Annotated in this window: 13 protein-coding genes; 7 read left to right on the top strand and 6 right to left on the bottom strand. The window is 72.0% G+C overall.

The annotated features are described in order from the left end of the window. Positions 1–84: 84 nt before the first annotated feature. Entirely contained in the window at positions 85–279 is a 195-nt protein-coding gene (locus tag AB0F38_RS16645) for a hypothetical protein (protein ID WP_014044751.1), read from the top strand. A gap of 37 nt (positions 280–316) precedes the next feature. Continuing rightward, positions 317–1,909, top strand: a complete 1,593-nt coding sequence (locus AB0F38_RS16650; RefSeq protein WP_361893019.1) for a hypothetical protein — start codon at positions 317–319, stop codon at positions 1,907–1,909. A gap of 12 nt (positions 1,910–1,921) precedes the next feature. Here the strand turns inward: AB0F38_RS16650 and AB0F38_RS16655 are convergent, their stop codons facing one another. Then, complete coding sequence (locus AB0F38_RS16655; protein WP_361893022.1) at positions 1,922–3,418, bottom strand: PLP-dependent aminotransferase family protein; 1,497 nt, start codon at positions 3,416–3,418, stop codon at positions 1,922–1,924. A gap of 101 nt (positions 3,419–3,519) precedes the next feature. Here AB0F38_RS16655 and AB0F38_RS16660 point away from each other — a divergent pair, with 101 nt between their 5' ends. The 4 genes from AB0F38_RS16660 (at position 3,520) to AB0F38_RS16675 (ending at position 7,008) form a co-directional block, all read left to right on the top strand. Further along, on the top strand, positions 3,520–4,188 hold the full coding sequence (locus AB0F38_RS16660) for a hypothetical protein (protein ID WP_361893025.1): 669 nt from the start codon (positions 3,520–3,522) through the stop codon (positions 4,186–4,188). Further along, a complete protein-coding gene (locus AB0F38_RS16665; protein ID WP_361893028.1) occupies positions 4,185–4,958 on the top strand; it encodes a glycerophosphodiester phosphodiesterase family protein in 774 nt (257 codons plus the stop codon). The genes AB0F38_RS16660 and AB0F38_RS16665 overlap by 4 nt, the downstream gene beginning before the upstream one ends. A gap of 46 nt (positions 4,959–5,004) precedes the next feature. After that, positions 5,005–6,369 carry an MFS transporter gene (locus AB0F38_RS16670; RefSeq protein ID WP_361893031.1) on the top strand — a complete coding sequence of 455 codons (1,365 nt, stop codon included), beginning with the start codon at positions 5,005–5,007 and terminating at the stop codon, positions 6,367–6,369. 264 nt (positions 6,370–6,633) lie between these two features. After that, a complete protein-coding gene (locus AB0F38_RS16675) occupies positions 6,634–7,008 on the top strand; it encodes an RNA polymerase-binding protein RbpA (RefSeq protein WP_014044757.1) in 375 nt (124 codons plus the stop codon). 130 nt (positions 7,009–7,138) lie between these two features. Here the strand turns inward: AB0F38_RS16675 and fxsA are convergent, their stop codons facing one another. From fxsA to AB0F38_RS16695, 4 genes are all read right to left on the bottom strand, one after another. Beyond that, the gene (fxsA, locus tag AB0F38_RS16680) at positions 7,139–7,741 is read right to left on the bottom strand and encodes an FxsA family membrane protein (RefSeq protein WP_361893034.1); all 603 of its coding nucleotides are present in this window, start codon (positions 7,739–7,741) and stop codon (positions 7,139–7,141) included. Positions 7,742–7,787: 46 nt separating this feature from the next. Continuing rightward, complete coding sequence (locus tag AB0F38_RS16685) at positions 7,788–8,570, bottom strand: polyprenol monophosphomannose synthase (RefSeq protein WP_361893037.1); 783 nt, start codon at positions 8,568–8,570, stop codon at positions 7,788–7,790. 536 nt (positions 8,571–9,106) lie between these two features. Beyond that, positions 9,107–10,747 (bottom strand): amidohydrolase, encoded by a 1,641-nt coding sequence (locus tag AB0F38_RS16690; protein ID WP_361893039.1) that lies wholly within the window; start codon positions 10,745–10,747, stop codon positions 9,107–9,109. A gap of 78 nt (positions 10,748–10,825) precedes the next feature. Then, complete coding sequence (locus AB0F38_RS16695) at positions 10,826–11,266, bottom strand: Lrp/AsnC family transcriptional regulator (protein WP_056787292.1); 441 nt, start codon at positions 11,264–11,266, stop codon at positions 10,826–10,828. Between the two features lie 203 nt (positions 11,267–11,469). On the opposite strand from AB0F38_RS16695, the gene AB0F38_RS16700 reads away from it, so the two are divergent. Further along, a complete protein-coding gene (locus AB0F38_RS16700; RefSeq protein WP_361893043.1) occupies positions 11,470–11,853 on the top strand; it encodes a hypothetical protein in 384 nt (127 codons plus the stop codon). A gap of 400 nt (positions 11,854–12,253) precedes the next feature. Here the strand turns inward: AB0F38_RS16700 and AB0F38_RS16705 are convergent, their stop codons facing one another. Further along, positions 12,254–13,426 carry an acyl-CoA dehydrogenase family protein gene (locus AB0F38_RS16705; protein ID WP_361893046.1) on the bottom strand — a complete coding sequence of 391 codons (1,173 nt, stop codon included), beginning with the start codon at positions 13,424–13,426 and terminating at the stop codon, positions 12,254–12,256. Positions 13,427–13,882 lie beyond the last annotated feature (456 nt).

Raw genomic sequence — 13,882 nt, forward strand, 5'->3', positions numbered from 1 at the left:
AATTGCACCTTTTATCGTATAGATACATCTTGTGATCCTGGAAGTACTCATGGTGACTGTCCCCTTCGACCAGGAGAACCGCTCATGATCCTCTCCATCTCGGGCGTGGTACTGCTCGGCATCATCGTCTTCCTGTTCTTCAAGAAGGACGGGCTCAAGGCGTCCCACGCCCTCATCTGCGCCCTGTTCGGCTTCTATCTGGCCGGCACCGCCATCGCGCCGAGCATCACAGCCGGCGGGGCCAGCCTCGCCAGCATGCTGGGCGGAATCAAGTTCTGACGCTCCGCAACCGCTCCCACCCCTACAGGAGACCGACGTGGCCCGGCGACCACTTCCCCGCATTCTGACCAGCGGCGGCGCATCGATCACCCGCAGTCGCGAGATCGCGCGCACGGCCGCCGACAGCGCCACCGACGTCCTCCATCCGCTGATCACGGTCACCCGTGGCCTGCGGCTGCTGGCCGGAGCGGGGCGGCAGAGGTGGGCCGCGACACCCAAGGACCGGCGCGGGCACGTGCTGTTCCTCGTCGCGGCCTGCGTACTGGTGGTGGCGCTCATCCCGTACGGGCCCCTGCTGGCCCTGATCGCGCTGATGGGCGCCGCCGCATGGAGGGGCCGGGAGCGGACACCCGCGAAGACCGGCCCCGACGAGGCGGAGACGGCGCGGCTCCGGGCGCTCTACGAGGCGCTGGTGCCGCACTTCTCCACGGCCGACGACCCCGGTCCGCTGTTCTCCCACGGCGGCGACTGGGAGGAGGCCTTCGGGGAGTCGTACGCGTTCGACGCCAACGGCCGCCTCACCCGGCTCCAGGTGCGCTACCCGGCGTACTTCACGGACGGCGAGGCCTCCTGCCGGGCCCGGATCGAGCAGGTGCTCCACGCCAAGTCGGGCCGGGGCCGGGAGTACCACTTCGCATGGGACGAGGAGAGCAACCACCTGCTCATGACCGTCCTCGACGCCCTCCCCACCACGATCGGCGCCCAGCGCTTCGTCACCGCCCCCGGGGAGACCGTGCTGGGCTTCACGGACGCCGCCGCGGTGCCGCGCACCGTTCCGGTGCGGGACGGCGACGCGACGCGCGACGCCTCTCCGGTCATCTGGCGCACGGGCTCCCGTTCGACGGAGCCGCACCTGCTGGCCGTCGGGCATCCCGGCAGCGGCACCACGACCCTGATGCGTTCCCTCGCCCTCCAGGCGCTCCAGCACGGCGACATCCTCGTCGTCGAGGGCGCCGGCACCGGGGAGTACGGCTTCCTGACCGGGCGCGACGGGGTGCTCGCCGTGGAGTGCGGTCTGGCCGGAGCCCTCGCGACGCTCGAATGGGCCGCGCACGAGACCGAGCGGAGGCTCATCGCCGCCAACCGGGCCCGCCAGGCCGGCCACCCCGACCCCGAGGACATCAAGCGCCCCCTCTGGATCCTGCTGGACCGCCCGAGCGCGCTCGGGCACCTGGCGGCGGCGGACGGCAGGCCCGATCCGCAGGAACTGCTCCAGGTGCCGCTGCGGCACGGCCGCGCCGCCGGCGTCACGGTCGTCGTCGCGGACCAGTTCGACAGCCTGGACGCCCTCACGGAGACCGTGCGGACGCACACCCGGGCCCGCGCCGTCCTCGGCCCGGCCACCGGCGACGAGGTCGAGTCGGTCCTGGGCACCACGCCGCACACCACGCCGACACCGGACATGCCCCCGGGGCGGGGCTACGCCCGCCTCGGCGGCGCACCGGTCCTGCGCCTCCAGGTGCCGGCCACCCCGGACCCGTACGACGACGCCACCAGCGAGGCGCACCGGCGGGCGGTCCTCGACCTGCTGCCCGGCGGACCGGCCCCGGCCGCCCCGGTGGGGGCGGAGGTCACCGAGCCGGTGCGCGTGGAGTCCCTGGTCGCCGCACCGGCCGTGGCCGAGGGATGAGAACGGGGGGGCTCAGGCCACGAACGTCCGTGGCGCCTCGGCCCCCGCTCCGGCACCCGAACCGACCAGCTCCGCGGCAGCGGCGAGCCGCAGTGCGGCCTCCTCCGCCACCGGGCCGCCCACGGTGAACGGCAGCCGCACATAGCCCTCGAAGGCGCCGTCGACCCCGAAGCGGGGCCCCGACGGGACCCGTACGCCCACCCGCTCGCCCGCCACGGCCAGCCGCGAGCCGGAGAGCCCGCCCGTGCGCACCCAGAGGGTGAGACCGCCGCGCGGCACCTCGAACTCCCAGTCGGGGAGCTCCCGGCGCACCGCGCGCACCAGGTCGTCCCTGTTCTCCCGGGCCTGATCGCGCCGGACCGCCACCGCCCGCTCCCAGCCGCCGGTGCGCATCAGCCAGTTGATGGCGAGCTGTTCCAGGACGGGCGTGCCCATGTCCGCGTACGCGCGGGCAGCGACCAGGCTGCGGATGACGTCCGGTGCCGCCCGTACCCAGCCGATCCGCATGCCGGCCCAGAATGCCTTGCTCGCGGATCCCACGGTCAGGACGGTGCTGCCCGCCGGGTCGAAGGCGCAGACCCGGCGGGGCATCTCGACATCGGCGTCCAGGTAGAGCTCGTTCATGGTCTCGTCGACCACCAGGACGGTCCCCGCGGAGCGTGCGGCCTCGACCAGGGCGCGGCGCTGCTGCTCGTCGGCCAGCGCCCCCGTGGGGTTGTGGAAGTCCGCGACGACGTAGGCCAGCCGGGGCGCGGCGTCCCGCAGCACCTGCCGCCACCGGTTCATGTCCCAGCCGCCCAGACCCTCTTCCATCGCGACGGGCACCAGCCTGGCCCCGGCCTCCCGCATCAGCTGGAGGATGTTGGCGTAGCTCGGGGACTCCACGGCGATGCGCTCGCCGCGCCCGGCGAAGAGGTGGCAGATCGCGTCGATGGCGCCCATCGCGCCGGTCGTGACCATGATCTGTTCCGGCATCGTGGAGATGCCGCGTTCGGTGTAGCGGTCGGCGATCATCTGCCGCAGCGCGGGCAGGCCGGCCGGGTAGTCGCCGTGGGTGTGCGCGTACGGCGGCAGCTCCTCCAGCGCGCCCTGCACGGCCCTGGTCAGCCACGGCTCCGGGGCCGGCAGCGAGGCGCAGCCGAGGTCGATCATCGAGCCGAGCGATTCCGGGGGCAGGGGTTCGAGGCCGCGGGCGGGCAGCGGATTGCCCGCCGGTACGGCGGTCCAGCTGCCGGCCCCGCGCCGCGACTCCAGGAAGCCCTCCGCGCGCAGTGCCTCGTAGGCCGCGGCGACGGTGGTACGGCTGAGCGAGAGGGAGAGCGCGAGTTCCCGTTCGGCGGGGAGCCGGGCGGCGACCGGGACCCGGCCCTCCAGGACCAGCAGCCGCACGCCGTCGGCGAGGGCGCGGTAGGCGGGCGGCTTGCGGCTGCCCGGCGCCACGGGGCGCTGTTGCGCCCGGAGCTGCCGGGCGAGCTGCGCCGCACTGACGGTCGAAGTCCACTGCGCCATGGAAATCAGTCCACCTTCCTCGGATTGGCCATAGTTGGTGGCCAATCCCCTGCCACAGAGTGACACGCAGCAGTCCACCACGACCACACAGGGGGCACCACTTGTCCGACACCACCGCCCGGAGCGCGGCCCGTCTCCCCCGGCGGCTGACCCATCTGTACGCGGGTCTGGCCCTGTACGGGGCGAGCTCGGCGCTCCTGGTCCGTGCCGGGCTCGGACTCGAACCATGGGGTGTGCTGCACCAGGGTCTCGCCGAGCGGACCGGCATCTCCATCGGCGTCGTCTCGATCATCGTCGGGGCGGTCGTCCTGCTCCTGTGGATCCCGATCAGGCAGCGCCCCGGGCTCGGCACCGTCTCCAACGTCTTCGCCGTCGGCGTCGCGATGGACGGCACGCTCGCCCTCGTACCGGATGTGCACGGGCTCGGGGCGCGGATCGGGGTGATGGCCGCGGGCATCGTGCTCAACGGCGTCGCGACGGGGCTGTACATCTCGGCGCGCTTCGGCCCCGGGCCGCGCGACGGGCTGATGACCGGCCTGCACCGGCTGACCGGGCGTTCGATCAGGCTGGTGCGCACGGCGATCGAGGTGGCCGTGGTGGCGACCGGCTTCCTGCTGGGCGGTTCGCTCGGGGCGGGCACCGTGCTGTACGCCCTGGCGATCGGACCGCTCGCCCAGTTCTTCCTGCGCGTCTTCGCCCTCCCCGCGCCGGAGGCCGGCACCCCGGACGTTGCCGGCCGGACATCGGGAGGGGCGATACTTCCGCGGTGACCACATCGACTTCCGGACGCCACCCCTATCTGGACCATCCCTCGACGATCCCGTTCGCCCACCGCGGCGGGGCGTCGGAGGGGATGGAGAACACGGCAGCCGCCTTCCGGCGGGCGGCCGGCGCGGGCTACCGGTACTTCGAGACCGATGTGCACACCACCGCGGACGGCCGCCTGGTCGCGTTCCACGACGCCACCCTGGACCGGGTGACGGACTCCGGGGGCCGGATAGCCGAGCTTCCCTGGCGCGAGGTGAGCCGGGCGAGGGTGGCCGGCAGTGAACCGCTGCCGCTCTTCGAGGAGTTGCTGGAGGAGTTCCCCGACGCCCGCTGGAACGTGGACATCAAGGCGGAGTCCGCCCTCGTCCCGCTCATCGGGCTGATCCGAAGGACCGGCGCCTGGGACCGGGTGTGCGTGGGGTCGTTCTCCGAGGCGCGGGTGGCCAGGGCACACCGCCTCGCAGGCCCGCGCCTGGCCACCTCCTACGGAGTGCGCGGGGTGCTGGGCCTGCGGCTGCGCTCGTACGGCATCCCGGCCGCGCTTCGCGCCGGAGCGGTGTGCGCGCAGGTCCCCGAGAGCCAGAACGGCATCCGGGTGGTCGACCGGCGCTTCGTCCGCGCGGCGCACGCGCACGGCCTGCAGGTCCATGTCTGGACGGTCAACGAACCGGACCGGATGGCTGCGCTCCTGGACCTCGGAGTGGATGGCATCATGACCGATCACATCGAGACGCTGCGCACGGTGCTGAGCGAGCGGGGGGCGTGGGCCTGACGCCGGTCCCTGCCGCGTCGGCACGGGACGAACGAGGGGACTCGGCGTGAACACCGGTACCGCAGGAACGGCCGACCAGGCGCAACGGCCCCCGGGGGATGCCGACCGCCGGCGTGAGCAACGCGGCTGGTACTTCTACGACTTCGCCTGCTCGGTCTACTCGACCAGTGTCCTCACGGTCTTCCTCGGCCCCTATCTGACGTCGATAGCCAAGGCCGCCGCCGACGCGGAGGGTTTCGTCCACCCCCTGGGCATACCGGTGCGGGCGGGCTCCCTCTTCGCCTACGCCGTCTCGGCGTCGGTCCTGGTGGCCGTGATCGTGATGCCGCTCGTGGGCGCCGCGGCGGACCGCACGGGCCGCAAGAAGCCACTGCTCGCGGCGGCCGCCTATGTGGGGGCCACTGCGACGGCCTGCATGTTCTTCCTGGACGGCCAGCGCTATCTGCTGGGTGCCTTCCTGCTGATCGTGGCGAACGCGTCGATCTCCGTGTCGATGGTCCTGTACAACGCGTATCTGCCGCAGATCGCCGCACCGGAGGAACGCGACGCGGTCTCCTCCCGGGGCTGGGCCTTCGGGTACACCTCCGGGGCGCTCGTCCTCGTCCTGAACCTGGTCCTGTACACGGGCCACGACTCCTTCGGCCTCTCCGAGTCCGACGCGGTCCGGATCTGTCTCGCCTCGGCCGGTGTGTGGTGGGGTGCCTTCACGCTCGTGCCGCTGCGGCGGCTGCGCGACCGGCGGATGCCGCCGGAAGGTGAGGGAGCGGTCGGCTCCGGCTGGCGGCAGCTGATGGCGACGTTGCGCGACATGCGCCGCCACCCGCTCACGCTCTCGTTCCTGCTCGCCTATCTCGTCTACAACGACGGCATCCAGACGGTGATCTCACAGGCCTCGCTGTACGGCTCCGAGGAACTCGGACTCGACCAGACCACGCTGATCACCGCGGTCCTGCTGGTCCAGGTGCTCGCGGTGGCGGGCGCGCTCGGGATGGGGCGGCTCGCCCGGCTGTACGGTGCGAAACGTACGATTCTCGCCTCGCTGGCCGTCTGGACGCTGATCCTCGCCGCCGCCTACCTGCTGCCCGCCGACGAGCCCGTGTTCTTCTACACGCTCGCGGCCGCGATCGGTCTGGTGCTGGGCGGCAGCCAGGCGCTCTCGCGCTCGCTCTTCTCGCACCTGGTGCCCCGCGGCAAGGAGGCGGAGTACTTCTCGGCGTACGAGATGAGCGACCGGGGACTCAGCTGGCTGGGGCCCCTGGTCTTCGGTCTCGGCTACCAGCTGACCGGCAGCTACCGGGATGCGATCCTGTCCCTGGTGATCTTCTTCGCGCTCGGTTCGCTGCTGCTGGCGCGGGTCCCCGTGCGGGCCGCGGTGGCCGCCGCGGGCAACCCCGTGCCGGACCGGATTTAGACGTTGAAGTAAAAGGCCGGTAGTGTACGTCTTTGGCCTGCCCGGCGGACCGTTACTGCGAGTGGAAGAAGTCGAACCGTTGGGTGACAACTTCTCCCAGAGGTGACAAACCGGGCACCGATGGGTACTGAACCCTGATACAGCAGCGGCACGACGGGCGACGCATGACCGGCAACGGGAATCTTTATCGCCGACCGGACGTTGACCGGATGACGACGACAGCGACACCTGTCCTGTGGGCGACAAGCCCGGGAGGCACGATTCATGAGTGAGCGAGCTCTCCGCGGCACGCGACTCGTGGTTACCAGCTACGAGACGGACCGCGGCATCGATCTGGCCCCGCGCCAGGCGGTGGAGTACGCATGCCCGAACGGACATCGATTTGAGATGCCGTTCTCGGTAGAGGCGGAAATTCCGCCGGAGTGGGAGTGCAAGGCGTGCGGCGCCACGGCACTCCTGGTGGACGGGGATGGCCCCGAGGAGAAGAAGGGCAAGCCTGCGCGTACGCACTGGGACATGCTCATGGAGCGGCGCACCCGCGAGGAGCTGGAGGAGGTGCTGGCCGAGAGGCTGGCGGTTCTGCGCTCCGGAGCCATGAACATCGCCGTGCACCCGCGGGACAGCAGGAAGTCTGCCTGACCGCGTACCACCGCACAGATCAAGAGCCGCGGGCCGTGACACAGAACGTGTGTCACGGCCCGCGGCTCTTTCCGTACGGCTACGGGTGCCGCCCGGCCACCGGGGCCGGGCGCCCCGGGCGTTCAGAGGCTCAGGGGGCCAGCGGCGGCCGATGGGCTCCAGGGCCGTCGTCGGGGCGGGGGTGCTGCCGTGTGCCGTCCTCCCGGATGACCTCACCCTGGACCACTTTCCCGTCCGGCCGGTGGATACGCGCCTGCTGGAAGGCGTCGGAGAGACCGCCAGGCGCGCCGGCGCGCATGACGCGGCGCTCCAGGGAACGTTCCGCGTACCGGCTCAGCACCGACCGGACCGGAGGCAGCAGGAGCAGCAGCCCGGCGACGTCGGAGATCATGCCGGGAATCATCAGGAACAGGCCGCCCAGCATCAGGAAGCCGTTACCGCGACCGCCCGACGAGGCGGCCGGCGGGCCGGCGGGCTCGCCGGGCCCGCCCGGCATCCGCTGCAGGGTCTCGGTGAGGCTGCGGAAGGCCCGCCGCCCCGCCCTCTTGATCACCACGGCTCCGAGCAGGGCGCCGGCGATCAGGATCAGCAACACGGTGAACCCGCTCGCCGCGTCGGCCACCACGGTCAGCAGCCAGATCTCCAGCACCAGCCAGGCGGCGAGGCCCAGCGGCAGGAAGGTACGGGCGCGTGAGCGCCGTGGACGGTTCGGAGGCGGTGTGCCGGTCGTCATGCCCCCAGTGTGCCTGTACGGGCGTGCAAGCGGCGTAAGGGGGTGATCATGACGCCCCGGGCCCGGAGGGCTTGCGTCCCAGAACCTTGGAGGCCCGGCTGGAGATGCCCCACCCGGTGACCCGCCACAGCGCCTCGACGAGGATGTCGCGGCTCATCTTGGAGTCGCCGATCTCCCGCTCCATGAAGGTGATCGGCACCTCGACGACGTGGTATCCCGCTTCCACGGCCCGGCGCGCCAGGTCCACCTGGAAGCAGTAGCCCTGCGAGGCGACCTCTTCGAGGCCGAGGCCCTGCAGGGTGTGGGTGCGGAAGGCCCGGTATCCGCCGGTGACGTCCCGCACCGACAGGCCGAGGAGCATCCGGGAGTAGAGGCTGCCGCCGCGGGAGATCATCTCTCGGTGCCTGGGCCAGTTGACGACCCGGCCGCCGGGCACCCAGCGCGAGCCGAGCACCAGGTCGGCGCCCTTCAACGCGGTGAGGAGGCGCGGCAGTTCCTCGGGCTGGTGCGATCCGTCCGCGTCCATCTCGACCAGGACGCCGTAGTCGTGCTCGGCCCCCCACCGGAACCCGGCGAGGTAGGCGGCGCCGAGCCCTTCCTTGCCCTTGCGGTGCAGGACGTGCACCTGGCTGTCGGCGGCCGCGAGCTCGTCGGCGACCTTGCCCGTGCCGTCGGGGCTGTTGTCGTCGGCGACCAGGATGTCCGCTTCCGGAACGGCGGTGCGCACCCGGGCGACGATCAGCTTGACGTTCTCGGCCTCGTTGTAGGTCGGAATGATCACCAAGACTCTGCCGAGCGGGCCGAACTGCCTCTGACCGCCGTCGTTCACTACTGCCCCTTAAAGTCCGTACGCAGGTGCACACCATATCCAGCGTGCCGTTGCCGGGTTCCGACGCGGTCACGAGGGGGCGCGTCACGCGTCCGGCCGGGCCGGACAGAAGCGTGGAACTGCGGACAGAACTGCGGATCGGGGCCCGGCGTCCTTCGGGCCGACCTGGGACCCGCTGGCTGCGGGTCGACCGAAAGCCGTTGTCTACTGAACCTCCGGGCCCCACCCGGGTCGCACCTGCCGTCCGGACGAAACCTACCCTCGCCCCGAGGCGCGGGCGCTGAACCTGGCTGTCAGGGGTGGTGCGCCGGTGCGGCACACCGCCCCATGACCCAGCGGCGTTCGACGACTGCGTGGAGGTTTGACCGGTCGGACGTCCAGTGGTGGACCCGGCCGAACCTACCGGCCCGTGGGCGCTTTCTGTCAACAGCCGATCGACCTGCGGTTTTCTCCTAAAACGCCTGGTCAGTACTGAGGACGTACAGGCGGCGGCAGAGTTTCGGCGCCTTCGATCGGCGGTACGGCGGGTCCCGACGTCACTCGTTCGGCCTCGCGTAGACAGTTTGTCCGAATACCACGGTGCGGAGGCAGACCGGGAGCGGCGCTCCGGGGGTGAGATCGGGCAGGCCAGGGGTACCGGAACGGGGGTCGGTCGACCAGCGGGCGACCCGGTCGTCGGGCGCCTGGACCACCAGTTCGCCGGTACGCCAGACGGCGTAGTCGGCGGGGGCGCCGGGCACGAGGACGCCCGCGTCGTCGCGGCCGACGGACCGCCAGCCACCCCGTGTGTGGGCGGTGAACCCGGCCCGTACGGAGATGCGGTGCTCCGGGGTCCGGTGGAAGGCCGCGGCCCGCACGGTGCCCCACGGGTCCAGCGGGGTCACCGGGCTGTCCGAGCCGAAGGCGAGGGGCACTCCGGCACGCAGCAGGGCCGCGTACGGATTGAGCGTGGCGGCCCGCTCCGCACCCAGCCGGCCGGCGTACATGCCTTCCCGGCCGCCCCAGGCCGCGTCGAACGCGGGCTGGACGGAGGCGGTGAGCCCCAGTTCGGCGAAGGCGGCGATGGTCTCGGGGGTGAGCATCTCGGCGTGCTCCACCCGGTGCCTCGCGGCGCGGACGCGGGCGAGCCCGAGGTTCTCGGAGGCGGCCCGGACGCCGGCCACGACCGCGGAGACGGCCGCGTCCCCGATGGCGTGGAATCCGGCCTGCAGTCCGGCCTCGGTGCAGGCCGTCACGTGTGCGGCGATCTGTGCCGCGTCCAGGTGGGCGGTACCGGTGTGCGGGGCGTCGGCGTACGGCTCGTGCAGGAACGCGGTGTGCGACCCCAGGGAGCCGTCGACGAAGAGGTCTCCGGCCGCACCGGTGGCACCGAGCTCACGGATGCGCCGGGCACCCTTCTCGTCCTCGATCCGCTCCGCCCAGTATCCGAAGACCCGGGGGCCCGGCTCCCGGGAGGCGAGCTCCAGCAGGCCGGTGAAGTCCTCCTCGTCCGAGATCTCCGGACCGGCGCACTCGTGCACGGTGCCGATGCCGAGCGATGCCGCGTGTGCCAGGGCGGCACGCTGGGCCTCTGCACGCTGCCCGGGTGTGACGGCGCCATGGGCCGCCGAGCGCACCGCGTGATGGGCCGCGCCGGTCAGCGGTGCGTCGGGGTGGTAGCCGGTCAGCGCCGTGACGCCCGGGACCAGGTCCAGCAGCGCCGTCGTCACGACGGCGGAGTGGACGTCCACCCGGGGCAGATAGACGGGCCGGCCACCGGCCGCCTCGTCGAGCTCGGCGCGCGAGGGGGGCCGCCGCTCGGGCCATCGGGTCGCGTCCCAGCCGTGGCCGAGGACCACCCGCTCCCCGGAGTGGGTGTGCGCGTACGCACGCACCAGGCCGAGTGCCTCGGTGAGCGTACGGGCGGCGGAGAGGTCCAGCCCCGCGAGGGCGAGTCCGGTCGATGTGGTGTGGACGTGGGAGTCGGTGAACGCCGGGGTGACCAGGGACCCTTCCAGGTCGATCACCTCGTCGACACCGCTCGCGAAGGCGTCGGCCGCCCCTTCCGATCCCACCCAGGCGACATGGCCGCGTTCGACGATCATCGCGGTGGCGAACGGATCGGCGGGGCTGTGGACGTCTCCACCGCGCAGCAGCACGGTGCGGTGTTCGCTCTGGGGGGCGGTGCTCTCGGTCATGGGACCAGTCTCGCGCCTGCCCGGCCCGGTTCCGCCCGCGCCCCCTCCGATACGCGACGGACACGCCGTGCGCGCGCCTCAGATGCGCGGGGGGCGGGCCTCGTACGGGGTGGAGAGGACGACGGTCGTACGGGTGGAGACGCCGGCCAGCGAACGGATCCGGGTGAGCAGGTGCTCCAGTTCGAGAGGGCTGGAGACCCGCACCTTCAGGATGTAGTTCTCGTCGCCGGCGACGCTGTGGCAGGCCTCCAGCTCCGGGACGTCCGCGAGCCGTTCGGCGATGTCGTCGGGTGCGCTCGGGTCGAAGGGTTTCACCGAGATGAACGCGGTGAGGGGCAGGCCGACGGCCTCGGGGTCGACGACCGCCGCATAGCCGCGGATCACCCCCCGCTGTTCCAGCCGGCGGACGCGCTGATGAACGGCCGACGTGGACAGGCCCGTGGCCTTGCCCAGGTCGGTGTAGCTCATCCGCCCGTCCTTGACGAGCAACTCCACAATCTGACGGTCCAGCTCCTCCATGCGGATCAACCTATGGCCCCGGGTCCCTCCAGGCACAGTCGTGGAGCCTCCGGAACGGCACGTTCGGGGGGCATGTGACGAATGCCACAGGTTTACGCGGCGGTAGCGACCGACCTCGCGGTTACGGCCGGCTTCCGACGGGAAGTGCTTGCTGTGGCCGAGGCCGTGGCGCCTGGCCGGCCCACCCGAGGGGGGAATATCCCATGCAGAGCCTGAAGCTCACCGGACGCACCGAACCGGAGCCCGTCGATCTCGACGAGGACCTCGCTCCCGACGCGTACGACACATTCGAGATGTACCGGGTGATCTGCCCGGACTGTGCGCAGCCGATCGCGCTACTGGCGGACGAGGACGTCCTGCCGGAGCACGCGCGGTGCCCCACTCCGTGGAATCCGTTCGTCCTCACCGTGTGTGCCGGTACGAGCCGCGACGCCTCCGAGGCGCGTCCGGCCGACGAGACGCTCGAGGTCCAGGAGCAGGAGACGGCCCTGCTGCTGACGCTCCCTCAGGGGCTCGACTGGCGGATGCAGCCCTTCTCGCACGCCGGCGGTCCGGGCTCGCGCCCCCTGCGGGTACGCGCCGCCTGACGTACGCACGTCCCTGCTGCACCACAACGGCCCCGCCGCGGTGGTGCGGGCAGTCCCACCGGCCGGCCGGTGGACGCGGCACCCGAGGAACGGGCGCGCGAATCGGCCGGACAGTGACCCGGAACCCTGCCCGGGCGTTGGTCCTGTATGACCATGCCGCATTCAACGGCCGGCCCGGTCCGCCGCCTCGCCCCTCCGACGTCCCGGGAATCGGTTCCGCAGCCCGGCCCGCCGTCCCGGGAGGCCCCGCGGCAGTCCGTGCCGCACAGCACCGATCCGCCCGTCTACCGTGCGCTGCTGCGCCAATGGGAGAGTACGGGCCGGACCCTGCCGGGCCGCCATGACCAGGAGTGGAACCGGATCATGACGACACCCGTGTGGTCGGACCTGCCCGTCCGGGTCAGCGCGTCTCGGGGCCCGCGAGGTGGCGGGCGATGACCATGCGCTGGATCTGGTTGGTGCCTTCGACGATCTGCAGCACCTTGGCCTCGCGCATGAGCCGCTCGACGGGGAAGTCGAGGGTGTAGCCGTAGCCCCCGAGCACCTGGACCGCGTCGGTGGTGACCTGCATGGCCGTGTCCGTGCAGAACAGCTTCGCCATCGCCGCCTGCCGCGAGAACGGCAGGCCCGCGTCGCGGAGCCGTGCCGCTTCCAGGTAGAGGGCCCGTCCGGCCTCGATCCGGGTGGCCATGTCGGCGAGCATGAAGCGCAGCCCCTGGAAGTCCGCGATGGGCCGGCCGAACTGGCGCCGCCCGGTGGCGTATCCGACGGCCTCGTCCAGGGCTGCCTGGGCGACGCCGATGGCGCAGGCGGCGATGCCCAGCCGGCCCGAGTCGAGCGCGGACAGGGCGATGGCGAAGCCCTGCCCCTCGTCGCCGATGCGACGGGCGTCTGGGATCCGCACGCCGTCGAAGTGCAGCTGGGCCGTGGGCGAGCCCTTCATGCCCATCTTCTTCTCGGGGACGGCAGCGTTGAGCCCGTCGATGTCGCCGGGGACGAGGAACGCGGTGATGCCGCGGGGGCCCTCCACCCCCGTGCGCGCCAGGACGGTGTAGAAGTCGGCGATCCCGCCGTGCGTGATCCAGGCCTTGGTGCCGGTGAGGACCCAGTCGTCGCCGTCCCGCACCGCCTTCGTGCGCAGCGAGGCGGCATCGGAGCCCGAGGACGGCTCGGAGAGGCAGTAGGCACCCAGCAGACCGCCCGCGAGCATCGCCGGGAGGTGGGCGGCCTGTTGCTCCTCGGTGCCGTATCCGGCGAGCGCGTGGCAGGCCAGCGAGTGGACGCTGACGCCGAGGCCGACGGTGAGCCGGGCGGCGGCAAGCTCTTCGAGGACCTGGAGGTAGACCTCGTACGGCTGGTCCCCGCCCCCGTGCGCCGAGTCGTACGGCAGTCCGAGCAGTCCGGATTCGGAGAGCAGGCTGAAGACCGCGCGCGGGAAATGGCCGGATTCCTCCTCCTCGGCCGCCCGGGGAGTGATTTCCTTCGACACCATGTCGCGGACGAGCTCGATGAGCTGCCGGGACTCCTCGGTGGGCAGGCGGCGTTCAACCGGCTGCGGGGCACGGTCGGACATGACGGCGCTCTCCTCCCTGTCGGGCGTTGCGGCGGTCGCACGCGCGGGGTGTGAACGGCGCCGCCGGGTGGTCCCGGGCGATGCCCGGAAATCTATGACTCCCCAGCCGATCCTGCCTTCTCGGATCACGAGAGGCGCTGGCCAGCGGCTGTGGCGGGTCGAGTATGCCCGATCGGAGCGCCCGCGTCACCGGGGGCAGGGGCCCGATGGTCATGGAAAACGGTCCGCACCATGGAGCAACCGGTCCAGACCTTCTGCGGTCCGCTCGGCATCGGTCTACGGCCGCGGCTGGAGCGGTGTCACGCAGTCGGAACCGGTCGGCGCGGCGACCTGGGCGGCTCCGGGCGCGTACGAGGCGGGCATCGAGGACTACGAGCTCCTGAGGAGGAGCTGCCCGGTGACGGGCACCGTGGCCGGCCGGGCGTCACCCATCGCGGCACCGGCCGGCGGAGCGAC

The sequence above is a fragment of the Streptomyces sp. NPDC025273 genome (assembly GCF_040638585.1).
Taxonomy (GTDB): Bacteria; Actinomycetota; Actinomycetes; order Streptomycetales; family Streptomycetaceae; genus Streptomyces; species Streptomyces cinereorectus.

What these genes read in the sequence shown, in the direction of transcription:
- AB0F38_RS16645 (WP_014044751.1), top strand. Translation starts at nt 85, where the DNA reads ATGATCCTCTCCATCTCGGGCGTGGTACTGCTCGGCATCATCGTCTTC.
- AB0F38_RS16655 (WP_361893022.1), bottom strand. Translation starts at nt 3,418, where the DNA reads ATGGCGCAGTGGACTTCGACCGTCAGTGCGGCGCAGCTCGCCCGGCAG.
- AB0F38_RS16675 (WP_014044757.1), top strand. Translation starts at nt 6,634, where the DNA reads ATGAGTGAGCGAGCTCTCCGCGGCACGCGACTCGTGGTTACCAGCTAC.
- fxsA (WP_361893034.1), bottom strand. Translation starts at nt 7,741, where the DNA reads ATGACGACCGGCACACCGCCTCCGAACCGTCCACGGCGCTCACGCGCC.
- AB0F38_RS16690 (WP_361893039.1), bottom strand. Translation starts at nt 10,747, where the DNA reads ATGACCGAGAGCACCGCCCCCCAGAGCGAACACCGCACCGTGCTGCTG.
- AB0F38_RS16695 (WP_056787292.1), bottom strand. Translation starts at nt 11,266, where the DNA reads ATGGAGGAGCTGGACCGTCAGATTGTGGAGTTGCTCGTCAAGGACGGG.
- AB0F38_RS16700 (WP_361893043.1), top strand. Translation starts at nt 11,470, where the DNA reads ATGCAGAGCCTGAAGCTCACCGGACGCACCGAACCGGAGCCCGTCGAT.
- AB0F38_RS16705 (WP_361893046.1), bottom strand. Translation starts at nt 13,426, where the DNA reads ATGTCCGACCGTGCCCCGCAGCCGGTTGAACGCCGCCTGCCCACCGAG.